Genomic DNA, 24,702 nt, shown 5'->3' on the forward strand with positions numbered 1-24,702 from the left:
GCCCGGAACCGTGATGACGCTCGCCCTCGGCCCGAGCTGGCTCGATCCGAACACCCTGCTCGACCGGTTCGGGATCTGGGGCCTCCTGCTCGTGGTCTTCGCGGAGTCCGGCCTGCTCATCGGGTTCTTCCTGCCGGGTGACTCGCTGCTGTTCACCTGCGGTCTGCTGATCACCGCGGGCACCCTCGACTTCCCGCTGTGGGCGGCCGTCGTGCTGATCTGCGTCGCCGCGATCCTCGGCGACCAGGCGGGCTACCTCTTCGGCAAGAAGGTCGGCCCCTCGCTCTTCAACCGCCCGGACTCACGCCTCTTCAAGCAGGAGAACGTGGTCAAGGCGCACGAGTTCTTCGAGAAGTACGGCCCCAAGTCCCTGGTCCTGGCCCGCTTCGTGCCGATCGTGCGCACCTTCACGCCGATCGTCGCCGGCGTCAGCGGCATGAAGTACCGCTCCTTCATCACGTACAACATCATCGGCGGCGTCCTGTGGGGCGCGGGCGTCACCCTGCTCGGCTCCTGGCTCGGCAACATCGACTTCGTCCACAAGAACATCGAAGCGATCCTGATCCTGATCGTCCTGATCTCCGTGGTCCCGATCATCATCGAGTTCCTCCGCGCCCGGTCCAAGGCCAAGAAGAACCCCGCGGCCCCCCAGGAGCACTCCGACGACCCGGCGGCGACCCAGCCGTTCCCCGTGATCATGGACGACTCGACGACCCAGCTCCGCCGCGTGGACAGGCCCCGCCAGCAGCAGCCGCAGCAGCCCCAGGCCCAGCCGCAGCCCCAGCACAGCAACGGCTACGACCAGAACAACGGTTACGACCAGAACAACGGTTACGACCAGAACAACGGCTACGACCAGTACTACGCCCAGCCCCAGCAACAGCAGCCGTACCAGCAACAGCCCTACGGCAACCAGCAGTACCCGCCGTACGACAACCAGGGCCAGGGCCAGGGCTATCCCCAGAACGGCTATCCCCAGGGCCGGCAGTAGCAGCCCGGCAGGGGCGCGGGGCCGGATCGGTATGCGGCGGCCAAGTCCCCGAGCCGGTGGGCGCTCAGAAACCCCGGGTGCGCTTGGCCGCCCGGCGAGCCCCGCTGGCAGCGCCCGGCATCCGTAGGAACAACCGCGAGATCTCCGAGCCCAGATTGACCCCGATGGCGATGGCCATGGCGAGAGAAGCCGCCGTGGCCAACGACACCAGACCCCGGTCGACCTCGTTCTGCGCGATCGCCAACAGCCCGAAGTACGTGGCCGACCCGGGCAGCAGAGGACCGATCGCCGCGGTCGTGTACGGCAGGGCCGACGCGAACCGGTAGCGCGACAGCAGCTGCCCGAACAGGCCGACCAGCCCCGCCGCGACGGCCGTGGACGCGACCGGCGAGATCTTGGCGACGTAGTGCATCGCCCCGTACACGGACCAGGCGACACCCCCGTTGAGGGACACCAGGAGCACGGTGGACCGTTCCTGCTGGAGCAGGACGGCGAAGGTCAGCGACAGCAGGACGGACGCGGCGATCTGCCACAGCGGCCGGTGCGAGTTGCCGAGGGCCGCGTCCGGGTTGAGCTGCGCGCCGAGCTTCACGCCGAAGTACAGGACGATCAGGACGCCGGCCACGATGCCGACGAAGAAGTACATGACCTCCAGGAGCCGCGCCGCCGCGGTGATGTAGAAGCCCGTCAGACCGTCCTGTACGCCCGCCACCAGCGCCCGTCCGGGCAGCAGGGCGAACAGCCCACCGGTGATGACCGCGGAGGCCTTCACGTCGACGTCCGCGACGGTGAGCGCGACCCCTATCGCGGCGGGCGGCATCGCGGCGACCGTGAACTGGTAGAACTCCGGCAGCCCGCGCCCCGCGCACAGCCACGCGAGCCGGTCGCCGAGCATCGCGCCGAGCGCTGCGGCGAAGAACACGATGATGTCGCCGCCGACGAGCACGGAGGCGGCACCGGCGAGCAGCCCGCTGGCGGAGGTCAGCACCCAGCCGGGGTACGGGTGCCGGTTGCGCCGCATCTCCGCGAGCCGCCGGTAGGCGTCCTCCAGGGAGAGCGCCGTCTCCGGGTCGCTGAGGTCCTGGACGAGCCGGAACACGGCCGCGAGCCGTGTGTAGTCGGTGCCCCGGCGCCGTACGGTCCGGGACGCGGTCACCGGATCGTCCACCAGGGAGGGCTGATAGGAGATCGACAGCAAGGTGAACGTGACGGTCGGCTCGCAGCGGTCGAGGCCGTAGGACCGGCAGACGGCGAACATGGCCGCCTCGACGTCCTCGGCGCCCTCACCGCCCGCGAGCAGCAACTCCCCGATGCGGAGCGTCAGATCGAGCACACGGGGCACGGCGGGGCCGCTGTCGTCCGGCTTCTGCACCGGCTCGGGCGCCGGCCGCTCGGCCACCGGCATGCGCAGCATCGTGCGCATCCGGTCCTGCCAGGGCACGTCCTTGGTGAGGCTGACGACCGGGATGCCGGTCGGCGGAGTGAAGGCGGGGGGCGCTTTGCGCGCCCTGTAGAGGCTGGGCGGACTGAACGCCGAGCCCTCGGAGTCCTCGGCGGCCGGCGCGGCCGTCACGTCGAACCCGCTCGGAACGGCGAACTCGGACGTCGTGGAGGACTCGCCGTCGATCGACGCGACCGCCGCCTCGACGCCCGCCGGAGCGGTGAAGGCACTCCTGGCCTCGTCCGACTGCGGCTTGCGGTCCTCGGCTTCCGTCACTCCGTGGCACTCCCTGTACGACGCCTCCAGTGATCCTTAGTATGCGCACAGACATGCAAACGGGCCCCACGCGTGTGCGTGGGGCCCGTCCGGCGCTGGGGGCTCAGTGGCCGCCCTGCTCCTTGAGTCGCTTGTACGAGCGCTCGATCTCCGCCTCGGCGTCCGTACGGCCCACCCAGTTGGCGCCCTCGACCGACTTGCCGGGCTCCAGGTCCTTGTAGACCTCGAAGAAGTGCTGGATCTCCAGGCGGTCGAACTCCGACACGTGGTGGATGTCACGCAGGTGCTCCACCCGCGGGTCGGACGCCGGGACGCACAGCAGCTTGTCGTCGCCGCCGGCCTCGTCGGTCATCCGGAACATGCCGATCGCGCGGCACTTGATGAGGCAGCCGGGGAAGGTCGGCTCCTCCAGGATGACCAGCGCGTCCAGCGGGTCACCGTCCTCGCCGAGCGTGTTCTCGACGAAGCCGTAGTCGGCCGGGTAACTGGTCGAGGTGAAGAGTCGACGGTCCAGGCGGATCCGACCGGTCTCGTGGTCCACCTCGTACTTGTTCCGCGAACCCTTCGGGATCTCGATCGTGACGTCGAACTCCACCGGTGGCTCCTCCATGATCAGCACATAGTTCTGGTGGTTAAGTGTCCCTCACGCAGGAGTGTGATCGCGAAAGGGGCTGGTGGTCGTGCCGGAGCTGAGGCCTTGGCGGGCCGCGAGACCGCATGTGGCGCGGATCGCGAGAGCCGTCCGGCCCCGTCTCGAGCGGGCCGCGAAGTCCGTGAAACCGCAGGTCACACGACTCGACCAAGCCGTACGACCGCGGGTCACGCGGCTCACTCAGGCCGTGTCGCCGAAGGTCGCCGCGCTCGTCGCATCCGTGTCACCGCGGGTCGCGAAGGTGCCGCGGCCCGACAGGACCTGGCAGTTCACCGCCGTCGCCGCCACCGCCGGAATGGCGCTGACCGCGGTCGTGGTGACCGCCGCGGGTCCCTGGGACTCCTCGGGTCAGCGTACGGCCGAGCGGGACCGCGCCGTCGCACTCGAACAGTCAGGTGGCGTAGATCACGGCAGTCATGCCGACACGTCCGCCAAGGCGCCCCGCCCGGCCCCGAGCGCCGCGTCCGTCCTGGTCGGCCTCGGCGGCTCCGCGAGCACCGTGAAGTCGGCCCCGACCGGCACGGCCCTCGCGGACGTCCTCACGCCTCTCCTGGGCGACGCCGCGCTCGGCAGCCGCCACACGGCCGCCGTGGTGGACGTCTCGACCGGAAAGCGCCTCTACGGAGTCGGCGCCGACGACGCGTTGACGCCGGCCTCGACCACGAAGATCGCCACCGCTGTGGCCGCCCTCTCCGCGATGGGGCCGGACCACCGCCTCACCACCCGCGCCGCTCTGGAGCCCGACACCAAGGAACTCGTCCTGGTCGGCGGCGGCGACCCCACCCTGACGGCCCACCAGGACGCCGACGGCTGGGCCAGCCTGCGCACGCTCGCGGACCGGACGGCGGCGAGCCTGAAGAAGCGCGGCATGAGCGAGGTGACGCTGTCGTACGACACGACTCTGTACGCCGGGCCCGAACTCCACCCGATCGGGGTCAACGACAACCTCGCCCCGGTCACCGCCCTGATGGCCGACGAGGGCCGTACGGACGACTCGTCCAGCGGTCAGGTGCTGCGGGTGACGGACCCGGCGGCGGACGCGGCGCAGAAGTTCGCGGGCTACCTGAAGAAGCAGGGCATCACGACGACGTCCCCTGGCCCCTCCAAGGCGACCGGCCGCGCCGCCACCCTCGCCACGGTCACCTCGCCGCCGCTCTCCGACATCGTCGAGCGGATGCTGACCAACAGCGACAACGACATCGCGGAGGCCCTGGCCCGCCAGACCGCCCTGGCCACGGGCAAGCGGGCCGACTTCGATGGCGGTGCCGCCGCGATCGCCGCCCAGCTGACGAAGCTTCACCTCCCGCTCAAGGGCACCGCGTTCAACGACGGCAGCGGCCTCAACCGCGACGACCGTCTCACCGCCGACCTCCTGACCGCCCTCCTGGTCAAGGCCGGCGACCCGGCCCACCCCGAACTCCGCCCGGTGCTCACCGGCCTCCCCATCGCCGCCTTCACCGGCACCCTGACCAGCCGCTACACCGACGCCACGGGCGCCGCGGGCGTGGTCCGGGCCAAGACCGGCACCCTCACGGGCGTCAACACCCTGGCGGGCACGGTCGTCGACAAGGACGGCCAACTCCTCGCCTTCGCCTTCATGGCCTCCGACACGACCAACACCCTGGAGGCCCAGGCGGCCCTGGACCGCACGGCGACCGCACTGTCGGCCTGCGGCTGCAGCTGACCGCCGCCGGCGCCGGGTGCCGTTCGCGCACACGCCCGCCCGACCGACGCTCGTGCCCTGCCCCAAGCCGTAGCGCTCACGTACGGTTGACGCATGACGAGCATCGGTGGTGCTGCATCTGCTGGGATGGTCGACTGGAATCTCGCGGTGGCGACCGCGACCCGACTGGTACGGCCGGGCCCCGAAGTGAGCCGCGACGAGGCCCGGGCCGTCGTCGCGGAGCTGCGCCGGCACGCGAAGGCCTCGGAGCAGCACGTCCGGGGTTTCACCCGGATGGGCACGGACGACATCCATGACACCCCGATCCTGGTCGTCGACCGCCCCGGCTGGGTGCGGGCGAACGTCGCCGGGTTCCGGGAGGTCCTCAAGCCGCTGCTGGACAAGATGCAGGAGCGGCGCGGCAACACCCCCGGGGGCGCCGTCTTCGGCGCGGTCGGCGGCAAGGTGACCGGCGTGGAGCTGGGCATGCTGCTGTCGTTCCTGTCCTCGCGGGTGCTCGGCCAGTACGAGACGTTCGCCCCGGCCTCCCGCGAGCTGCCGGCGGGGGCGAAGGGCGGCCGGCTGCTGCTGGTCGCGCCGAACATCGTGCACGTGGAGCGCGAACTCGACGTACAGCCCCACGACTTCCGCCTGTGGGTGTGCCTGCACGAGGAGACGCACCGGACGCAGTTCACGGCCGTGCCCTGGCTGCGGGACCACCTGGAGGGCGAGATCCAGTCGTTCTTGGGGGAGACCGAGGTCGACCCCATGACGGTCCTGGAGCGCATCCGGGAGGCCGCCCAGTCGCTGGCCGGCGGACGGCCCGAGGGCGAGGAGGACGACAGCGACGGCCGGTCCCTGGTGGAGATCGTGCAGACGCCCGCGCAGCGGGAGATCCTCGGCCGCCTCACCGCCGTGATGTCCCTGCTGGAGGGACACGCCGACTTCGTGATGGACGGCGTCGGTCCCGAGGTCGTGCCGAGCGTCGCGGAGATCCGCGAGAAGTTCCAGCAGCGTCGCGCGAAGGGCGCCTCGCGACTGGACTCGGCGCTGCGCAAGCTGCTCGGCCTGGACGCCAAGCTGCGGCAGTACCGGGACGGCGAGCGGTTCGTCCGCGCGGTCGTCGACCAGGTCGGCATGGACGGCTTCAACCGCGTGTGGACCTCCCCGAACACGCTGCCGACCAAGACGGAGATCGCCAAACCGGCGGACTGGGTCGCGCGGGTGCACCGCAAGGCCGAGTCGTGAACGGGCCGTGGGCGTGGTGAGAGGAATCCGGCCTGCGGCAGGCGAACGCCCCTGCAATCACCCGTCCGAGGGACCGTGAGCGATGGGTAGGCGTGCGATGCTCGGGGAACGCCCCGGTTCTGTCACCATCTACACACTCTGAGTGACCGAACCTCGGGCCAACCCCCCGAAAACTTCATGAAGGGAACCGGACATGGGTCCCCATCCTGCGGTCGCGGCGATACGCCTGGCGGTCCGCCGCGTACTCCACGACATCCTCACCGACCACGAGGCCCTCCAGACAGCGGGCGCCTCCCGGCACACCTCGCACGAGCGCCCGCCCTCGCCGCTCGTGCTCGTCGCATGCTCCGGCGGCGCCGACTCCATGGCGCTCGCCTCCGCCCTCGCCTTCGAGGCCCCCAAGCTGGGCATCAGGGCCGGCGGCATCACCGTCGACCACGGCCTCCAGGCCGGCTCCGACCTGCGCGCCGACGAGGTCGTCCTGCGCCTGCGCGAGCTGGGTCTGGACCCCGTCGAGGCCACCAGCGTGACCGTGGGCCGCGAGGGCGGCCCCGAGGCAGCAGCCCGGGACGCCCGTTACGCCGCCCTCGACGCCTGCGCCGCCCGGCACGGCGCCGCCGCCGTCCTGCTCGGCCACACCCGCGACGACCAGGCCGAGACCGTCCTGCTGGGCCTCGCCCGCGGCTCCGGCATCCGCTCCCTGTCCGGGATGGCCGCGGTCTCGGGGGCCGACGGCCGTTACCGCCGGCCCTTCCTCCAGCTCGACCGGCAGACCGCCCGCAAGGCCTGCATGGTCCAGTCGCTGCCCGTCTGGGACGACCCGCACAACGCCGACCCGGCGTACACACGTTCCCGGCTCCGCCACGAAGGCCTCCCGGCTCTGGAGAAGGCGCTCGGCAAAGGGGTCGTCGAAGCGCTCGCCCGTACGGCGCAGCTGTCCCGGGACGACGCCGACGCCCTCGACAGCTGGGCCAGCCAGGCCGAGGCCTCCGTACGGGACGCCACCGGGCTCCTGGAGTGCGCCAAGCTCTACGCCCTGCCGCCCGCCGTGCGCCGCCGCGTGCTGCGCCGGGCCGCCATCCAGGCCGGTGCCCCGGCCGGTTCGCTGTTCGCCCGTCACATCGAGGAAGTCGACCGCCTGATCACCGGCTGGCGCGGCCAGGGAGCCATCAATCTCCCGGGCAAAGTCGTCGCCCAGCGCCAGGGTGGCAGACTGGTCATTCGGCAAGGCTGAATCGACACCCCCTCCGGACCTCCGGGGGCGGGGCCAGGTAGTAGCCGGTTGGACGACCGAAAGTGATGCGGGTGGACGCGAAAGACATGGGTGACGACCTCCAGTCGGTGCTCATCACCAAGGAAGAGATCGACGCGAAGCTCGTGGAGCTCGCCGCGAAGATCGACGCGGAGTACGCGGGCAAGGACCTGTTGATCGTCGGCGTCCTCAAGGGCGCGGTGATGGTCATGGCGGACCTCGCACGGGCGCTGTCCACCCCCGTCACCATGGACTGGATGGCCGTGTCGTCGTACGGCGCGGGCACCCAGTCCTCCGGTGTCGTGCGGATCCTCAAGGACCTCGACACCGACATCAAGGGCAGGCACGTCCTCATCGTCGAGGACATCATCGACTCCGGGCTGACGCTGTCCTGGCTGATCTCCAACCTCGGCTCGCGCGAGCCGGAGTCGCTGAAGATCTGCACCCTGCTCCGCAAGCCGGAGGCGGCCAAGGTCGCCATCGAGGTGGAGTGGGTCGGCTTCGACATCCCGAACGAGTTCGTCGTCGGCTACGGCCTCGACTACGCCGAGAAGTACCGCAACCTCCCGTTCGTCGGTACGCTCGCGCCGCACGTCTACGGCGGCTAGGGCCACTCGGCCCAAGCCCTGTAAGACGATCGGGAACCCCAGCGGGTTTCGCGCCGTTGGAGCATGCAGACGCGTCTCCCAGCGGTCCTGTGCGGCTTCGGCCCACCATGCTGGGGTACCGTCAGAAGAACTGTCTTTATCAAACTCACTATGGCAGGAGGGACGGAGCGGACTCGCTCCGTATGGATGGACGTGAAGCGATACTTCCGTGGGCCGGTCATGTGGATCGTGCTGGCCGTCCTTGCCGTGGTCGTGTTGATGCAGGTCGTCGGCTCGTCCGGCGGCTACAAGACGGTGGACACCGGCCAGATCGTCCAGGCGATCAATGACAACAAGGTCGAGTCGGCCAAGATCACCACCGGTGACGAGCAGACCGTCAAGGCCACGCTCAAGGACGGCGTAAAGGTCGAGGGCAGCTCCAAGATCCAGGCGAGCTACATCGGCGACCAAGGCGTGGACCTCGCGGCCACGCTGCAGACCAAGTACCAGGACAAGCAGATTCCGGACGGCTACACGGTGTCGCCGACGAAGCAGAACGCTTTCGTCGGGATCCTGTTGTCGCTGCTCCCCTTCGTCCTCATCGTGGTCGTCTTCCTGTTCCTGATGAACCAGATGCAGGGCGGCGGCTCCCGAGTCATGAACTTCGGGAAGTCCAAGGCCAAGCTCATCACCAAGGACACCCCGAAGACGACGTTCGCGGACGTCGCGGGCTCCGACGAGGCCGTCGAGGAACTGCACGAGATCAAGGAGTTCCTCCAGGAGCCGGCGAAGTTCCAGGCCGTCGGCGCCAAGATCCCCAAGGGCGTACTCCTGTACGGCCCCCCCGGCACCGGCAAGACCCTGCTGGCGCGCGCCGTCGCGGGCGAGGCCGGGGTGCCCTTCTACTCGATCTCCGGTTCCGACTTCGTCGAGATGTTCGTCGGTGTCGGTGCCTCCCGAGTCCGTGACCTCTTCGAGCAGGCCAAGGCGAACGCCCCGGCGATCGTCTTCGTCGACGAGATCGACGCGGTCGGCCGCCATCGCGGCGCCGGCCTCGGCGGTGGTCACGACGAGCGCGAGCAGACGCTGAACCAGCTGCTCGTGGAGATGGACGGCTTCGACGTCAAGGGCGGCGTGATCCTCATCGCCGCGACGAACCGGCCCGACATCCTCGACCCGGCCCTCCTGCGCCCCGGCCGCTTCGACCGCCAGATCGCGGTCGACCGCCCGGACATGCAGGGCCGTCTGGAGATCCTCAAGGTCCACCAGAAGGGCAAGCCGGTCGCACCGGACGTCGACCTGTCGGCCGTCGCGCGCCGCACGCCGGGCTTCACCGGCGCGGACCTGAGCAACGTCCTCAACGAGGCCGCCCTGCTCACCGCCCGAGGCAACCGCAAGCTGATCGACAACGGCATGCTGGACGAGGCGATCGACCGTGTGGTCGCGGGCCCGCAGAAGCGGACCCGGATCATGTCGGACAAGGAGAAGAAGATCACCGCGTACCACGAGGGCGGACACGCCCTGGTCGCGGCGGCTTCCCCGAACTCCGACCCGGTGCACAAGATCACGATCCTCTCCCGAGGCCGTGCTCTGGGCTACACGATGGTCCTGCCGGAAGAGGACAAGTACTCGACCACGCGCAACGAGATGCTCGACCAGCTGGCCTACATGCTGGGTGGTCGCGCGGCCGAGGAACTGGTCTTCCACGACCCGACCACGGGCGCCGCGAACGACATCGAGAAGGCCACCGCGACGGCCCGCGCGATGGTCACGCAGTACGGCATGACCGAGCGCCTCGGCGCGATCAAGTTCGGCGGCGACAACACCGAGCCCTTCCTGGGCCGGGAGATGTCGCACCCGCGCGACTACTCGGAAGAGGTCGCCGCGCTCGTCGACGAAGAGGTCAAGAAGCTCATCGAGAACGCGCACAACGAGGCCTGGGAAATCCTGGTCGAGAACCGTGACGTGCTCGACGCGCTCGTGCTCCAGCTGCTGGAGAAGGAGACGCTGAACAAGGAGCAGATCGCCGAGATCTTCGCTCCCATCGTCCGGCGTCCGGCCCGTCCCTCCTGGACCGGCTCCTCCCGTCGTACGCCGTCCACCCGCCCGCCGGTGCTCTCCCCCAAGGAGCTGTCACTGACGAACGGGACGAACGGCGCGGGACCCGCGATCACCGCCGGTGCGACCACCGAGTCCTCTCCCACGCTGGAGAAGGCCCCGGAGGACCGCCCCGACAACTGAAGCGCGTCTCACACGGCTTGAAATGGAAGCCGCGCCCCCAGGGATTTAGCCTGGGGGCGCGGCTTTTCCATTTGCCCGCAACTGAGGCGTGTGTCCCGCACACGCGTGATGACCCGCACAGGAACGAGGCAGACATGACCGACCCCGTGACGCTGGACGGCGAGGGTGCGATCGGTGTCTTCGACGAGAAGCGCGCCGAGAACGCCGTACGCGAGCTGTTGATCGCGGTTGGTGAGGACCCGGAGCGGGAGGGGCTCCGGGAGACGCCGGCGCGGGTGGCGCGGGCGTACAAGGAGATATTCGCGGGGTTGTGGCAGCGGCCCGAGGACGTGCTGACGACGACGTTCGATCTGGGGCACGACGAGATGGTCCTGGTGAAGGACATCGAGGTGCTCAGCTCGTGCGAACACCATCTGGTGCCGTTCGTCGGGGTCGCGCACGTCGGGTACATCCCGTCGGCCGACGGGAAGATCACCGGGTTGTCGAAGCTGGCACGGCTGGTGGACGTCTACGCCCGGCGGCCTCAGGTGCAGGAACGGTTGACCACACAGGTCGCCGACTCGCTGATGGCGATCCTGGAGCCGCGTGGGGTGATCGTCGTGGTCGAGTGCGAGCACATGTGCATGTCGATGCGGGGCGTGCGGAAGCCGGGCGCCAAGACCATCACGTCCGCCGTACGGGGACAGCTGCGGGATCCGGCCACCCGCAACGAGGCGATGAGCCTGATCATGGCCCGCTGAGACGGCCGCCCTTTTTCGGGGCGCTCAGGGGGCCTGCGCATCCCGTCAGGTGACCGGGGTCGCCCCGGCCGTGTTGTTGTCGTCGTCCTCCGGGAGTTTGCAGATGCGCTCCAGGAAGAGGGCCGCCGCTATGACCGCGATGCCCGCCACGACCGAGAAGCCGGCGTAGATGGCCTGGTCGCGGCGGGCCGGGATGTCGAGGGACTCCAGGAGGTAGACGCCCGTACCGCCGTACATGCCGGCGACGAGGGCGGCCACCAAGGCGCTGGCCTGGCCGAAGACGACCGCGCGGGCGGCCATCAGGGGATCCACGCCCTTGGCGCCGGGGCGGCGCTCTCGCTGCGCCTTGAGGCGGGCGCGCAGGGAGAGCGCCGTGGCCAGCAGGACCACGGCGATCACGGCGAGGACGATGGGGGCGGCCAGTGGCACGCTCGGCAGGGTCCCCACCGCGCTCCACAGCCGGGCCCCCGCCCAGGACAGCACTCCGGCGATCACGAACACGCCGGCCAGCACCCTGATCCGCAGCTCTCTCACGGTGTCCCTTCAGCTCCCCGTGCCCTGTCCGGGCGTAGTGGTCGTCTCGACCTTAACGACTACTCGGGCAGCCGGAGTTCCAGGTCGCCGCGGGGCGCGACGCCGTCACGGGTGACGGCGTCGAGGAGGGCGGCCACCGCACCGCGGCCCGGCAACTGCGCCTCGGGCTCGACGTCGTGCCACGGCGCGAGCACGAAGGCCCGCTCGTGGGCGCGCGGGTGGGGGAGCGTCAGGACCGGGTCGTCCGAGACGACGTCGGCGTACGCGACGATGTCGACGTCGATCGTGCGCGCCCCCCAGTGCTCCTCGCGGACCCGGTGGAAGGCCTCCTCGACCGCGTGCGCCCGCTCCAGCAGGGAGGACGGGGGCAGGGTGGTCTTGAGGACGACGACCGCGTTGAAGTACGACGGCTGGCTGTCCGGGTCGACGCCCCACGGCACCGTCTCGTAGACCGGGGACACGGCCTTGATACGGACTCCGGGGGTGTCCTCCAGGGCGTCGATGGCGCCCTGGAGGGTCTCCAGGCGGTTGCCCAGGTTCGCGCCGATGGAGATCACGGCGCGCCTCGGGTTGCTGAGCGTGGTGTCGGCGGCGTCCACCTGCTGCACCACGGAGGCGGGCACCGGCTGGACGGTCGGGTCGCTGTGACCCTCGGTGAACGAGAAGGTCATACTCGGCTCCGGGTGATGGTGACGGTCACGTCGTCGAAGGGGACGGTGATCGGGGCGTCCGGCTTGTGGACGCGGACCTCGACCTCCTCGACCCCTTCGTGCTTCAGGCAGGTCTGCGCGATGCGCTCGGCGAGGGTCTCGATGAGGTTGACGGGCTCGCCCTGGACGACGGCCACGACCTCCTCGGCCACGATGCCGTAGTGCACGGTCTTCGTCAGGTCGTCGTCGGCGGCGGCCGGCCGGGTGTCCAGGCCCAGGACGAGGTCCACGATGAAGGTCTGGCCCTCTTCGCGCTCCTTCGGGAACACGCCGTGGTGCCCGCGGGCCTTCAGGCCGCTCAGCGCGACACGATCCACGCGAATCACTCCTGCAATCGTCGGTGGTGGCCGGTTCGTACCGTGTGCGGGCGGTACTACGGCCTCGAACGAATCTACCTGCGGGCACTGACAGTGCCGGGCCGCGGGGGCGGGGGCACCGTCCGGGACCAGGGGGGTCCGTCGAGCGTTTCCCCTGGGGAACCCGGTGGCTCATGGGTCGGTAGCCGCCCCTACCCGCACGTTCGTGATTCCAACCACTTCTTGGTCCCGACGGGTTTCCGACGGGTGTGCGACGCGCTCGGACGAGCCCGGTCGGGCGCCCGGCGGGTCTCCAGGAGGGTCGCCTACCCACTCAGGTGGGGGTGTCCTCGCCCTCGTCCTCGTCGTTTTCGGCCATCACCGGGGACGCGTGGTGCGACCACAGTTTCCAGCCGTCGGGTGTGCGCCGGAACACGTTGGTGGCGACCACCAGCTGGCCCACCAGCGGGCCCAGTTCGTCGCTGTCGTCGGGGGCCGGGCCGCCGCTGAGGATGTTCTCCGTGCAGGTGACCAGCGCGGTGTCGCCGGTCACCGAGACATGCACGTCGGTCAGGAAGAACTGGATGTACTCGGTGTTCGCCATGATCAGCGCGTACGACCGGAGGACCTCGCCGCGCCCGGTCAGCACCGGCCAGCCCGGGTGCACGCAGGAGATCACGCCGCTGTCCGCCGGGTCGTGGTACTCCTCGTCGACGCCCAGGTCGGCCGGGGTGAGCCAGAGCGAGGACAGCTCGTCGAAGTCGCCGCGCTCAAGGGTCTCGTAGAACGCGGTGTTGGCGAGTTCCACCTGTTCGACGTCGGTGTGCGGGGTGGTCACAGGGCCGCCTCGGAGTCGGTGTGCGGGGCCGGGTGGGCGCCGGGGGCGCGCGCCCCTTCCACGGCGCGTGCCACCCGTACCGCGTCGGCGGTGGCGCGGACCTCGTGGACGCGCACCGCCCACGCGCCGGCGTGCGCCGCGAGCGCGGAGACGGCGGCCGTGGCGGCGTCGCGCTCGCGCGCGGGCGGGGGCGCGCCCTCGGGGCCCGCGAGGACGCGGCCGAGGAAGCGTTTGCGCGAGGCGGCGACCAGGAGGGGGTGGCCGAGGGAGAGCAGGCGGTCGAGGTGCGCCAGGAGGACGAGGTCGTGCTCGGCGTCCTTGGAGAAGCCGAGTCCCGGGTCGACGACGATCCGGTCGGGTGCGACACCGCCGGCCAGAACGGCCTCCACGCGTGCGTGCAGTTCGTCGACGACTTCGGAGACGACGTCCTCGTAGACCCCCTTCACGTTGCCGCCCTCCAGGAAGCCGCGCCAGTGCATGACGACGAAGGGGGCGCCCGAGGAGGCGACGACCGGGATCATCGCGGGGTCGGCGAGGCCGCCGCTGACGTCGTTGACCAGGACGGCGCCCGCGGCGAGGGACTGCTCGGCGACGGAGGCGCGCATGGTGTCGACGGAGACGGTGACGCCCTCGGAGGCCAGGCCGCGCACCACGGGGATGACGCGCTTGAGTTCCTCGGCCTCGCTCACGCGGGCGGCGCCCGGGCGGGTGGACTCACCGCCCACGTCGACCAGGTCGGCGCCCTCGGTGACCAGATGGAGGCCGCGTTTGACGGCCGCCGTGGTGTCGAAGAAGCGGCCGCCGTCGGAGAAGGAGTCCGGGGTGACGTTCACGACTCCCATGACCGCGCAGCGGTCCCACTCCGGAAGGCCCGTGACGTGCCCGCGTCCGCTCTGCTTGCTCATACGGCCAGCGTAGGCCCAGAGGGAGGGCGTACGGCTCTGCGGGCCGGGTGGAAGCGGCCTGGTCCGGCGGGGGACCGCAGGCCGCTGGACCAGGCCCGGGCGGGCCCGCCCCGGGGGGAGGCGGGGTGCCCGCTCGGGCCCGGCCGGTCCGTCAGGCCGCGCGGACATCCCGTTCCGCCAGCCCGTGGGCGCACGCCGGGGCCGCGGTCGTACGGCGGCGCAGGAAGCGCGGCAGCGGGAGGGCCAGGTTGACGAAGCCCTCGGCCTGCATCGCGGCGAAGCCGATGCGGGGGAGGTCGCCGGAGGCGCGGTAGACGACGAAGCGGGGTTCCCAGCGGGGCTGGAACTTCGCGTTGAACTTGTACAGGGACTCGATCTGGAACCAGCGGGACAGGAAGACCAGCAGTCCGCGCCAGGCGCGCAGCACCGGGCCCGCGCCGATCTTCTCGCCCCGGGCGAGCGCCGCGCGGAACATCGCGAAGTTGAGCGACACGCGCGTGATGCCGAGCTTCGGGGCCGCCTGGAGGGAGGCGACGATCAGCAGTTCGTTCATCCCGGGGTCGGCCGCGCGGTCACGGCGCATCAGGTCGAGCGACATGCCGTCGGTGCCCCAGGGCACGAAGTGCAGGATCGCCTTCAGGTCGCCGTACTCGCCCGGCTGTTCGTCCGCCTTGTGGGCGGTCGCGACGAAGCAGTCGCCGTCGGCCGGGTCGCCGATGCGGCCGAGCGCCATGGAGAAGCCGCGCTCGGTGTCGGTGCCCCGCCAGGCCTCCGCGGCGAGCCGGATGCGGTCCAACTCGCCCTCGCCGAGGTCACGTACACGCCGTACCCGGGTTTCGTAGCCGGCCCGCTCGATGCGCTTCACCATTTGGCGTACGTTGCGCATCGCGCGCCCGGCGAGCGAGAAATCCGCCACGTCGACCACCGCCTCGTCGCCCAGTTCGAGGGCGTCGAGACCGGTCTCACGCGTCCACACCTCGCCGCCCGTCTCCGAGCAGCCCATGACGGCGGGGGTCCAGGAGTGGGCCTTGGCCTCGTCCATGAACCGCTCGATGGCGCCCGGCCAGGCCTCCACGTCACCGATGGGGTCACCGCTGGCGAGCATCACCCCGGAGACGACGCGGTACGTCACCGCCGCCTTGCCGCTGGGCGAGAAGACGACGGCCTTGTCGCGGCGGAGCGCGAAGTGGCCGAGCGAGTCGCGGCGGCCGTGCTTCTCCAGGAGGGCACGCAGACGCGTCTCGTCCTCCGGGGTGAGCCGCGCGGCCGGGTGTTCGGGCCGGAACGCGAGGTAGATGGTGGTGACCGCCGTGAGCAGCCCCAGGGCGCCCAGCGAGAAGGCCACCGTCCAGGAGGTGCTGCCCTCGTAGTCGACGGGTCCCTCGAAGCCGAACAGGCCGTACAGGACGTGCGTGATGCGGTCGGCCAGGCTCGGGTCGCCGACCATGCGCTTGGAGTGGACGCTGACGATGACCAGTCCGAGGAGGAGGGAACCGGCGCCCATGAGCACGAAGTTGGCCAGCGCGCGCCAGCGGCTGCGCGGGTCGGGCAGCGCCCGGAACTCGTCCCGGTGCATCAGCAGCGGCGCGAGCAGCGCGGCCGAGATGACGACTCCTATGAGGGAGTGCCGGTAGGCGAACTGCGCCACGGCGCCCGCCGGGAGCAGCGCGACGGCGGCCCGCCAGGCACGGCGCTTGCGTCGCCTGAGCCCGTGCGCGAGGAGCAGCAACAGCACACCGGCGCTGAGCGAGAGGGCCGCGGCGAAGGGGCCGAGCGCGCCCGGCAGCACCTCCGCCATCGTGTGCATCCGGCTGTGCCGGAAGCGCGGGAACACCCCTGCGGCGATGTCCAGCAGGCCGACGAGGGCACAGGCCCTGGCGACGAGCGTGGGAACGACCTCGGGGCGCGGACCACGGACTATGCGCCGGACCCGGCTTGTTCGGCTAGGAACCTCGCCCGACATTTCCCCATCTATCCTGACAGACATCGCATCCCATAGTTCCGCGAGAGACCTTGGATCCGGGCCCGATCAGGGCATCCGGCGACATTGCGCCCTCTAGGACGGTGTCTAGAGGAAGGAGGTTCCTTCCTCAGCGGAAAGCCGGTTCAAAGGCAGAGGAAAGCCCGGGGCAAACGTTCGCGAAACTCGCGTGCGCGCGGCGGGCGGAAAGCGCGGGCGGGAACAGCTCATGGGACTCACGAGCAGGAAAGTGCTGGTACTGGCGATCGCGTGCGCCGTGCTGCTGTTCATCGGCACGGTGTGGCTGTGGCCCCGCCTGGCCAGGCGGAACTGGCTGGCCGTCAGCGGACGCGTCGGCCTGCTCCTGGCCACCCAGCTGGTGCTCTTCGCGTCCGTCGGCCTCGGCGTCAACCAGGCCTTCGGCTTCTACGCCAGCTGGGCCGACCTGTTCGGCAAGGAGACCGACCAGGGAGTGGTCGTCGACCACTCGGCGCTCCAGGGCTCCGGCGGCCCGCTCCACGTGGTCGACACCCGGCGGGTGGACGCCCCGGGCGGCTCGGTACGGCCGCAGCGCGTGGGCCAGGTGCAGCGGGTCGACATAGTCGGCCGTACGACCCACATCGCCACCCCCGCCTACGTGTACCTGCCGCCGGAGTACTTCCAGCCGCAGTACCGCACCCGCTTGTTCCCGGCGACGGTCGTCCTCACGGGGTACCCGGGCACCGCCCAGGCGCTCGTCGACAAGCTGAACTACCCGCGCACCGCCCTGCAGTTGGCCAGGACGGGCCGGATGCAGCCGATGATCCTGGTGATGCTGCGGCCCACGGTGGCACCGCCGCGCGACACGGAGTGCGTCGACGTCCCGGGCGGACCGCGGACCGAGTCGTTCTTCGCCAAGGACCTCCCCGACGCCGTGACGAGCCACTACAGGGTGAGCAGGAAGCCCGGGAGCTGGGGCATTATCGGCGATTCCACGGGCGGTTACTGCGCCCTGAAGCTCGCGATGCACCACCCGGGGACATATGCCGCGGGGGCGGGCCTGTCGCCGTACTACAAGGCGCCGAAGGACCCCACCACGGGAGACCTCTTCCAGGGCGACCGGACGCTGCGGAACGAGGCCGACCTGTCCTGGTACATCAAGCACCGTCCCGCGCCCGACACCTCACTGCTCGTCACCAGCAGCAGGGTCGGGGAACACAACTACAAGGACACCCTGAAATTCATCGGCCAGGTGCAGGCCAGGAACTCCACCCGCATCGCGTCGATCATCCTGGACAGCGGCGGCCACAACTTCAACACCTGGCGGCGCGAGATCCCGCCGGCCCTCCAGTGGATCAGCGGGCGGCTCACCGAGTGGTGAAAGCGACCACGGGATTCGGGTGAGGGAACAGGGGTGGCTGGGTTTTTACCGGGCGGGGCACCATGATTCGCCTACGCGCGGTAAGTTTCTGGCCATGCCACGTGGACGTCATCGCCATTCCCCGCCGTTGCACCGGTTGTTGCCCCCCTCGGCGATCGCGGGCGTGTCGCTCGTCTGCGCCTTCGGGCCCTGGGTCTTCTCGCAGCCGGCGGCGCTCCGCATAGTGGCGGCCGTCGCCGCCGCGACCGCGCTCGTCGGGGCGGCGTTCATGCGCCGCTGGGACACACAGGCGGGCAAACAGGTCGCCGACCTGATACGCGCGCGTACGAGCGACGAGTGGCGCTACGAGGAGCGGCTCGCCGAACTCGAGTCCGACCTCGACGAGTCGCGCGAGCTCCGCGTCAAGCTGGAGCACAAGCTGCGCGCCAAGCGCACCGAACTCGCGGGCCTGCGCAACGAACACGCGGCACTGCTGCGCCGGTACGCCACGGCGGAGACCGAGCGCGCGAGCGCCCTGGAGGGCCGCCGGCTGCTGGAGATAGAGGCCGCGGAGCCCGCGCGCGCGTTGCCGCCCGTTCCGGTGGCGGGCGAGGACGTCGTGGCGGACGTGGAGCCGGAGTTCGAGGACGACGCTCCCGAGGTTCCCGAGACCGACGACACCGAGGCTGTGGCTGCCTCGGTCGCCGCCGAGGACGGGACGGACGCGGAAGCCGACACCGACGCCGAGGACGCCCAGGACGCCCAGGACACCGAGGACGCCGGGGACGCCGAGCCGGAAGCGGGCGAGGTCGCCGCCGCGGAGGAGCCCGCGGTGGCCACGGTGTTCTCCCCGGAGGGCTCCAAGCTCTTCCTGCGGGCCAAGGCGGCGCTGGGCCGGCGCGGGGACGACGGCGGGACGCCCGGACCCGAGGACCCCGCTCCCAAGGACCCCGCGTCGAAGGACGCCGGGCCCGAGGAGTCGGCGCCGAAGGACGCCGGGCCGAAGGACTCCACGTCGGCGGCCCCGGTGTCGAAGGACGTCGCCTCGAAGGGCGAGGAGTCCGCGGGCGCCGAACCCGCCCCGGTGCGGGCCGACGGCGGCGGCTCCGAGCCGGAGGCCGCGCAGGAGGACGAGGCGGAGGGGAAGCCCGAGGCGGTCGACGGGCACGAGCACGCGGCCGCCGTTCCCCCGGCCGCGCACCCCGCCCAGCCTGCCCAGTCCGCGCAGCCGTCGGGGCACTTCACCGTGCCGACCGCGGTGGCGGTCGTCCCCGCGGCCCCCGTGCGGCGCCCGATGGTCGAGGGCGGCTTCGACTTCTTCGGGATGCAGAAGGGCGCGACGTCCGCCGCGATGGACGCCGTGCAGAACGAGGACCTCGCCGACGTCGTCGGCCAGGAGGCCCTCGCCGTGCACAAGGCGGAGGCCGAGGCGCAGTTCAAGCCGGCCGACGAGCGCTCGCGCGATGTCGGCGTCGGTCAGGTCATCGACCTGACGGCACACGACGAGACCGAGCAGATCAACCTCCACGGGCTGCGCAGCGCGGCCTCCTGAGCCGCCGTCAGGCCATCCAGCGGTCCGGCCGGGCGTCCCTGCGCCCCGTCCGTGACCGCTCGGCCTGGTCGCGCAGCAGCTCAGCGGCCTCCTCGACGCCCCGCAGACGGGCTGTGACGGTCTTGTTGGCCCCCGTGTCCACGTGGACCTCCGCGAGCCGCCAGAGGCGCTGCCAGGGCCCCTGGGTCAGCCGTACGCTCTGCACCTTCGCGTGCGGAACCAGCGCCGTGCTCCGGCGGAGCAGGCCGTGCCGGGCCACGAACACGGTGTCGGTGACCGCGAGGCCGTAGCCGCGCCACCACAGGGGTACGCACCGGCCCGCACGGCGCGGGGGACGGGACAGCGCCTCGCGCGGCGGCACGGTCACGCCGGGCAGCACCCGCGCGACGACCGACTCGGCGACCTCGCGCGGGGCGACCGGCACCAGCACCGAGTTCGACGAGCCGGCCACGTCCAGTTCGACCCGCACCCAGCCGCGCCGCCGCCACAGCAGCGGCTCCACGATCCGCACCGTCTGCACGCGCCCCGGGGGCACCGTCTCGTGCGTGCGGTCCAGCAGCCCGTGGTCGATGCGCAGCCCGTCCGGGGACTCGCCCACCGTCCAGTCGTACTCCCCGACGAACCGTCCCACACTGCTCGCGCCCGCCGCGCCCAGCAGCGGCAGCGCGGTCGCGAGGACCGTCCACACGCTGTGGGTGGCCAGCCACAGGAGCGGCGGTACGACGAGGGCGGCGGCCAGCGAGCCCCAGGTGGCGCCGGTCAGCACCAGGGACGTGGCGAGGACGCCGCCCGGTACGTGCAGCAGCTGCCGCGCGGGCGCCTCGCCGACCTCGTGCGCGGTCTCCGGCGCGAAACCGGCCGCCCGCGCGAGGAGTTCGGCCCGCAGCGCCCGGGCCTCGCCCTCGCCCAGGAAGGCGAGTTCGTCCTTCTTGTCGGTCCCCACGACGTCCAGCTTCAGCTTGGCGACACCCGCCACGCGCGCGAGGAGGGGCTGTGTGACGTCGACGGCCTGGATGCGTTCCAGCCGGATGTGCGCGGTGCGCCGGAACAACAGGCCGGTACGGATGCGCAGTTCGGTGTCGGTCACCGCGAAGTGCGTGAACCACCAGGTCAGGAAGCCGTACAGGCCGGCGGCCGGCACGATCACGGCCAGGGCGATCAGCAGGGTGACGGTGGTCAGCCTCGTCAGCTGTTCCTGCGCCTGGTTCGGGTCGTGCACCGCCCACCCGATGACGACGGCGACCGGCGCCCACGCCCGCCGCAACGGCGTCACCGGATGCAACCGCCGCTCCACCACGGGCGCGCGCTCCCGTATGGCACCGACGCCCTCGGGTACGTCCTTCTCGGCGCCCGGCGTCGTCACAGCCCCGCCGATCGGGCCTCGCCCAGCTCGGTGAGCCGGTCGCGCAGCCGCTCGGCCTCGGCCGGCACGAGCCCCGGGATGGTCGCGTCGGTGGCCGCGGCCGCCGTGTGCAGCTGCACGCTGGCCAGCCCGAAGTGCCGCTCCACGGGCCCCGAGGTGACCTCCACGAGCTGCATCCGCCCGTACGGCACGATCGTCTCGTGGTGCCAGAGCACGCCCCTGGTGATCAGCAGGTCGTCCGCGCGCTCGGCGTACCTCCAGGAACGCCAGTTGCGGCCCAGCACCACCCAGCCCCACACGATCAGGGCGAGCGGCAGCAGCGCGAAGGCGGCCCACCCGGGGCCGACGAACAGCCCCAGCGGCACTGCCAGGGCCACGGCCAGCAGCCCCAGCCACACCACCAGCAACAGGCGTCGCATCTTCAGCAGCCCCGGCGGCAGCCCGGTCCACACCGGCTCGCTCGCCGTGCCGCCCTGGGTGGCAGTCCCCGTCTCCATGCCGCAAGCGTACGTACGACAGACTGTGTCCATGACTCCCACGACGGAGACCACGGTCGGGATCGGCGGCGCCGCGGAGAGCACCGACATGGTGCTCAACATCGGCCCCCAGCACCCCTCCACACATGGCGTGCTGCGGCTTCGGCTCGTCCTCGACGGCGAGCGCATCCAGCGGGCGGAGCCGGTGATCGGCTACATGCACCGCGGTGCCGAGAAGCTCTTCGAGGCGCGCGACTACCGCCAGATCATCATGCTCGCCAACCGCCACGACTGGCTGTCGGCCTTCTCGAACGAGCTGGGCGTCGTCCTCGCGGTGGAGCGCATGCTCGGCATGGAGGTGCCCCCGCGCGCGGTGTGGACGCGCACGCTGCTCGCCGAGCTGAACCGGGTCCTCAACCACCTGATGTTCCTGGGGTCGTATCCCCTCGAACTCGGCGGCATCACCCCGGTGTTCTACGCGTTCCGGGAGCGCGAGGTCCTCCAGAACGTCATGGAGGAGGTCTCCGGCGGGCGCATGCACTACATGTTCAACCGCGTCGGCGGCCTCAAGGAGGACGTCCCGGCGGGCTGGACGGCACGCGCGCGTGAGGCCGTCGCCGCGGTGCGCTCCCGGATGGACCGCTTCGACGACCTGGTGCTCGGCAACGAGATCTTCCGGGGCCGCACGCGCGGGGTGGGCGCGCTGTCGGCGGAGGCCGTGCACGCGTACGGCGTGAGCGGGCCCATCGCGCGTGCCTCGGGCGTCGACTTCGATCTGCGGCGGGACGAGCCGTACCTCGCGTACGGCGAGCTCCAGGACACCCTGAAGGTCGTCACACGCCAGGAGGGCGACTGTCTCGCCCGCTTCGAGGTGCTCCTGGAGCAGACCCACAACGCGCTCGACCTCGCGGACGCCTGCCTGGACCGGCTCGCCGAGCTGGAGCCCGGTCCGATCAACCAGCGGCTCCCGAAGGTCCTCAAGGCGCCCGAGGGGCACACGTACGCGTGGACCGAGAACCCGCTCGGCATCAACGGCTACTACCTCGTCAGCAAGGGCGAGAAGACCCCGTACCGGCTGAAGCTGCGCTCGGCGTCCTACAACAACATCCAGGCGCTCGCGGTGCTGCTGCCGGGGACGCTGGTGGCGGACATGGTGGCGATCCTGGGGTCGCTGTTCTTCGTGGTCGGGGACATCGACAAGTAGGCGGCGGTTCCGCCGGCCGGCTGGCGGGCGGGGGCTGTTCAGGGCTCGTCGAGCGGGTCCGGGATGCCGGCCGGCCGCACCAGCCAGCCGAAGTCGCCGAGGCCGCCCGGCGCGGTGAGTTCGGCCGCCTCACCGGCGCTCGCGAGGGCGCGGACGTAGGCCGCCGGGTCGGTCGAGGCCAGTGCGAGCGGGGGGCGCGTGCCCGTGACGCCGAGGGCGCGCAGGGCGGCGCGTTGGGTGAGCAGGCGTGCGCCGGGGAGCGCGCCCGCCGGAGCGTCGGCCGCCGCGCTCGCGCAGGCGTCCAGGGCGACGTGCGCGGTGATGTCGCACGACCCGTCCGGTACGGGTGCCGTCCCGCGGCCCTCGCGGAAGCCGGTGAGCGTGCCGAACGGGGGGCGGGTGTCCCGGGTGTGCGCGTAGTCGACGGCGATCGCGAGCCCCTGGTCGACGGTGGCGACGGCGGATCCCCAGGCGGTGTCCCTGGGGAGGCCGATCTCGGCCCGCAGCCCCTCCTCGGGAGCCAGCGGCCACCACCGGGCGAGCCACGCGGCCTCCGCGCCGGAGACGGGCTCCCCGAGCCGCTCGGTGCCGTCCTCCCGTACGAGGACGATCCGCGGGACGCCTGCCGGGTCCACCTCCGCCACCTCCAGGGGCACGTTGTCCAGCCACTCGTTGGCGAACAGCAGCCCGGTGATCCCCTTCGGGGGCTCGGCCGTCCACGCGACGCGGGGATCGAGTCCCACGGGACGGTCGGCGAGCTCGACGGCGTGGGCACGCACGCGTGCGGCCACGGCTTCGGGGAGCGCGGCGAGGACGCCGGTCACCAGCTCGCCGCGGCCCGCGCCGAGGTCCACGAAGTCCAGGGCGGCCGGAGCGCCCAGCGCCCGGTCCACCCGGCACAGCAGCCGCGCCACGGCGCCCGCGAAGAGCGCCGAGGCGTGCACCGACGTACGGAAGTGCCCGGCGGGCCCCTCGGGCCTGCGGTAGAAGCCCTCGGGCCCGTACAGGGACTCCTGGGACGCTGTCCGCCAGCCACGCCACCGGCCCGAGGTGTCTTCCGTCACGTGGTCAGACTAAGTGCACAGGACAACGGGGCCTCCACCTTGGGGAGTACGCCGTACGTATACGGATCGATCCTCCGGTTGACCCCCGCACACCGCACGCGTCCCTACGCTGGGTTACGTGCAGCGCCTCTATGACTTCCTCCGCAGACACCCGACATGGGTCGACACCTTCTGGGCTGTCTTCCTGCTGGGGCTGAGCGGCGTGAGCATCGCGAGTACCAGCTACGTGTCGGACCGGCACGGGACGACCGCCGGGGCGATGGCGGTGTCCGCCGTGATGTGTGTGGCGATCGCGCTGCGCCGCCGCTGGCCGGAGAAGGTGCTCCTCCTGGTCGCTGCCACGGGTGTCGTGCAGCTGGTGCTCGACATCGAGCCGGTGGCGGCCGACTTCGCCATGCTGGTGATCATCTACACGGTCGCCGCGACCGGTGCCCGCTACGCCTCCCGCTGCGCCCTGGCCTCCGGTCTGTCCGCTGCCCCCCTGGCGCAGATCCGCTGGCCGCAGGAGGGGACCAGCTCCGCCGGGCTGATCGCGCTGACCGTCTTCCAGACGGTGCCGTTCGCGCTGGCCTGGGTGCTCGGCGACTCGATGCGCACCCGGCGCGCGTACTTCGCGCAGCTGGAGGAGCGCGCCGCCCGGCTGGAGAAGGAGCGGGAGGCGCAGGCGAAGGTCGCGGTCGCCGCCGAGCGCGCCCGGATCGCCCGCGAGCTGCACGACGTGGTCGCGCACAACGTGTCGGTGATGGTGGTCCAGGCCGACGGTGCCGCCTACGTCCTCGACTCCTCGCCGGACCAGGCGAAGAAGGCCCTGGAGACGATCTCCTCCACCGGCCGCCAGGCCCTCGCCGAGATGCGCCGCCTGCTGGGCGTGCTGCGCACCGGCGAGCACAAGGAGGCCGGCGAGTACGTGCCGCAGCCGGACGTCGAGCAGATCGACGACCTGGTCGAGCAGTGCCGTACGTCCGGGCTGCCCGTCGACTTCAAGGTCGAGGGCACCCCGCGCCCGCTGCCCAGCGGCGTCGAGCTGACGGCGTACCGCATCGTCCAGGAGGCGCTCACCAACACCCGCAAGCACGGCGGCCCGAACACGGGCGCCAGTGTGCGGCTGGTCTACTTCGACGACGGTCTCGGGCTGCTCGTCGAGGACGACGGCAAGGGCGCCCCGCACGAGCTGTACGAGGAGGGCGGTGTCGACGGGCAGGGGCATGGTCTGATCGGTATGCGCGAGCGGGTCGGCATGGTCGGCGGCACCCTGGACGCGGGGCCGCGGCCGGGCGGAGGCTTCCGCATCAGCGCGCTGCTTCCGCTCAAACCGGCGCACTGAGTTCCCGTATGCCGGGCAGTGACACCTGTAACGCCTTGACGCCCAA

Annotated in this window: 22 protein-coding genes; 11 read left to right on the top strand and 11 right to left on the bottom strand. The window is 71.3% G+C overall.

All coding sequences use genetic code 11. The annotated features are described in order from the left end of the window. Positions 1-13: 13 nt before the first annotated feature. Complete coding sequence (locus tag ACIPTO_RS34470; protein ID WP_401198716.1) at positions 14-991, top strand: DedA family protein; 978 nt, start codon at positions 14-16, stop codon at positions 989-991. A gap of 64 nt (positions 992-1,055) precedes the next feature. Here ACIPTO_RS34470 and ACIPTO_RS34475 read toward each other — a convergent pair whose 3' ends face one another. After that, positions 1,056-2,708 (bottom strand): threonine/serine exporter family protein, encoded by a 1,653-nt coding sequence (locus tag ACIPTO_RS34475; RefSeq protein ID WP_366322278.1) that lies wholly within the window; start codon positions 2,706-2,708, stop codon positions 1,056-1,058. A 103-nt stretch (positions 2,709-2,811) separates the two neighbouring features. Then, positions 2,812-3,303, bottom strand: a complete 492-nt coding sequence (locus ACIPTO_RS34480; RefSeq protein ID WP_019070224.1) for an inorganic diphosphatase — start codon at positions 3,301-3,303, stop codon at positions 2,812-2,814. 124 nt (positions 3,304-3,427) lie between these two features. Here ACIPTO_RS34480 and dacB point away from each other — a divergent pair, with 124 nt between their 5' ends. The 6 genes from dacB (at position 3,428) to folE (ending at position 11,091) form a co-directional block, all read left to right on the top strand. Then, positions 3,428-5,044 carry a D-alanyl-D-alanine carboxypeptidase/D-alanyl-D-alanine-endopeptidase gene (dacB, locus tag ACIPTO_RS34485; RefSeq protein WP_401198718.1) on the top strand — a complete coding sequence of 539 codons (1,617 nt, stop codon included), beginning with the start codon at positions 3,428-3,430 and terminating at the stop codon, positions 5,042-5,044. 93 nt (positions 5,045-5,137) lie between these two features. Then, positions 5,138-6,271 (top strand): zinc-dependent metalloprotease, encoded by a 1,134-nt coding sequence (locus ACIPTO_RS34490; protein WP_366322274.1) that lies wholly within the window; start codon positions 5,138-5,140, stop codon positions 6,269-6,271. 193 nt (positions 6,272-6,464) lie between these two features. Then, a complete protein-coding gene (gene tilS / locus ACIPTO_RS34495) occupies positions 6,465-7,505 on the top strand; it encodes a tRNA lysidine(34) synthetase TilS (protein WP_366322272.1) in 1,041 nt (346 codons plus the stop codon). Between the two features lie 65 nt (positions 7,506-7,570). Beyond that, positions 7,571-8,131, top strand: a complete 561-nt coding sequence (gene hpt / locus ACIPTO_RS34500) for a hypoxanthine phosphoribosyltransferase (protein WP_366322270.1) — start codon at positions 7,571-7,573, stop codon at positions 8,129-8,131. 186 nt (positions 8,132-8,317) lie between these two features. Beyond that, complete coding sequence (ftsH, locus tag ACIPTO_RS34505; RefSeq protein WP_366322268.1) at positions 8,318-10,351, top strand: ATP-dependent zinc metalloprotease FtsH; 2,034 nt, start codon at positions 8,318-8,320, stop codon at positions 10,349-10,351. Between the two features lie 134 nt (positions 10,352-10,485). Next, on the top strand, positions 10,486-11,091 hold the full coding sequence (gene folE / locus ACIPTO_RS34510) for a GTP cyclohydrolase I FolE (protein ID WP_366322266.1): 606 nt from the start codon (positions 10,486-10,488) through the stop codon (positions 11,089-11,091). 45 nt (positions 11,092-11,136) lie between these two features. Here folE and ACIPTO_RS34515 read toward each other — a convergent pair whose 3' ends face one another. The 6 genes from ACIPTO_RS34515 to ACIPTO_RS34540 form a co-directional block, all read right to left on the bottom strand. Continuing rightward, complete coding sequence (locus ACIPTO_RS34515) at positions 11,137-11,625, bottom strand: DUF3180 domain-containing protein (protein WP_401198651.1); 489 nt, start codon at positions 11,623-11,625, stop codon at positions 11,137-11,139. Between the two features lie 59 nt (positions 11,626-11,684). Beyond that, entirely contained in the window at positions 11,685-12,296 is a 612-nt protein-coding gene (folK, locus tag ACIPTO_RS34520) for a 2-amino-4-hydroxy-6-hydroxymethyldihydropteridine diphosphokinase (protein WP_366322262.1), read from the bottom strand. Further along, the gene (folB, locus tag ACIPTO_RS34525) at positions 12,293-12,652 is read right to left on the bottom strand and encodes a dihydroneopterin aldolase (RefSeq protein WP_019064273.1); all 360 of its coding nucleotides are present in this window, start codon (positions 12,650-12,652) and stop codon (positions 12,293-12,295) included. The genes folK and folB overlap by 4 nt, the downstream gene beginning before the upstream one ends. Before the next feature lie 313 nt (positions 12,653-12,965). Continuing rightward, positions 12,966-13,469: a nuclear transport factor 2 family protein gene (locus ACIPTO_RS34530; protein ID WP_366322260.1), complete on the bottom strand. Its 504-nt coding sequence runs from the start codon at positions 13,467-13,469 to the stop codon at positions 12,966-12,968. Then, complete coding sequence (gene folP / locus ACIPTO_RS34535; protein WP_366322258.1) at positions 13,466-14,374, bottom strand: dihydropteroate synthase; 909 nt, start codon at positions 14,372-14,374, stop codon at positions 13,466-13,468. The genes ACIPTO_RS34530 and folP overlap by 4 nt, the downstream gene beginning before the upstream one ends. A gap of 151 nt (positions 14,375-14,525) precedes the next feature. Then, the gene (locus tag ACIPTO_RS34540) at positions 14,526-16,337 is read right to left on the bottom strand and encodes a phosphatidylglycerol lysyltransferase domain-containing protein (RefSeq protein WP_366322256.1); all 1,812 of its coding nucleotides are present in this window, start codon (positions 16,335-16,337) and stop codon (positions 14,526-14,528) included. Positions 16,338-16,563: 226 nt separating this feature from the next. Between ACIPTO_RS34540 and ACIPTO_RS34545 the strand changes: the two genes are divergently transcribed. After that, entirely contained in the window at positions 16,564-17,694 is a 1,131-nt protein-coding gene (locus tag ACIPTO_RS34545) for an alpha/beta hydrolase (protein ID WP_401198654.1), read from the top strand. A gap of 94 nt (positions 17,695-17,788) precedes the next feature. After that, entirely contained in the window at positions 17,789-19,225 is a 1,437-nt protein-coding gene (locus ACIPTO_RS34550) for a hypothetical protein (RefSeq protein WP_401198656.1), read from the top strand. Between the two features lie 7 nt (positions 19,226-19,232). Here ACIPTO_RS34550 and ACIPTO_RS34555 read toward each other — a convergent pair whose 3' ends face one another. Together ACIPTO_RS34555 and ACIPTO_RS34560 are read right to left on the bottom strand one after the other, a co-directional pair. Further along, on the bottom strand, positions 19,233-20,588 hold the full coding sequence (locus tag ACIPTO_RS34555) for a PH domain-containing protein (protein ID WP_401198658.1): 1,356 nt from the start codon (positions 20,586-20,588) through the stop codon (positions 19,233-19,235). Next, positions 20,585-21,085 carry a PH domain-containing protein gene (locus ACIPTO_RS34560; protein WP_401198660.1) on the bottom strand — a complete coding sequence of 167 codons (501 nt, stop codon included), beginning with the start codon at positions 21,083-21,085 and terminating at the stop codon, positions 20,585-20,587. The genes ACIPTO_RS34555 and ACIPTO_RS34560 overlap by 4 nt, the downstream gene beginning before the upstream one ends. Positions 21,086-21,116: 31 nt before the next feature. Between ACIPTO_RS34560 and ACIPTO_RS34565 the strand changes: the two genes are divergently transcribed. Further along, a complete protein-coding gene (locus ACIPTO_RS34565) occupies positions 21,117-22,268 on the top strand; it encodes an NADH-quinone oxidoreductase subunit D (protein ID WP_366322246.1) in 1,152 nt (383 codons plus the stop codon). A gap of 38 nt (positions 22,269-22,306) precedes the next feature. Here the strand turns inward: ACIPTO_RS34565 and ACIPTO_RS34570 are convergent, their stop codons facing one another. Further along, positions 22,307-23,332: an SAM-dependent methyltransferase gene (locus ACIPTO_RS34570; RefSeq protein WP_401198662.1), complete on the bottom strand. Its 1,026-nt coding sequence runs from the start codon at positions 23,330-23,332 to the stop codon at positions 22,307-22,309. 118 nt (positions 23,333-23,450) lie between these two features. Here ACIPTO_RS34570 and ACIPTO_RS34575 point away from each other — a divergent pair, with 118 nt between their 5' ends. Further along, a complete protein-coding gene (locus ACIPTO_RS34575; protein ID WP_366322243.1) occupies positions 23,451-24,656 on the top strand; it encodes a sensor histidine kinase in 1,206 nt (401 codons plus the stop codon). The last annotated feature ends 46 nt before the right edge of the window (positions 24,657-24,702 follow it).

The organism is Streptomyces sp. NPDC090083, from assembly GCF_044747445.1.
Taxonomy (GTDB): Bacteria; Actinomycetota; Actinomycetes; order Streptomycetales; family Streptomycetaceae; genus Streptomyces.